The following is a 255-nucleotide window of genomic DNA, read 5'->3' as shown; positions in this document are numbered from 1 at the left end:
GCGCCATGTCGGCCTACCTCGCCCGTCTGGCCTCGGGCGGCGCCTACCAGTCCCTGCGCGAGACCGCCAAGCAGCTCGGCAAGCTCCTGCCGAAGGCGCTCTACCAGCGCGCGGCCGCGGCCGAGGAATACGCCCGCTCGCTGGTGGTCGGCGGCGGCACCATGTTCGAGGAGATGGGCTTCCACTACGTCGGCCCCGTGGACGGGCACAACCTCGACCACCTGCTGCCGGTCCTGAAGAACGTCCGCGACGCCG

The 255-nt window shown here is 71.8% G+C and carries 1 protein-coding gene; it reads left to right on the top strand.

Annotation, left to right across the window (positions count from 1 at the left end; translation table 11 throughout):
• On the top strand, positions 1 to 255 hold a 255-nt coding region (locus ACLBXO_RS32355), incomplete at both ends, for a 1-deoxy-D-xylulose-5-phosphate synthase N-terminal domain-containing protein (RefSeq protein ID WP_447687982.1).

Source organism: Methylobacterium sp. C33D (genome assembly GCF_053345825.1).
Note: the sequence above shows the minus strand (reverse complement) of the source record. Positions and strands in the feature narration are given on the sequence as shown.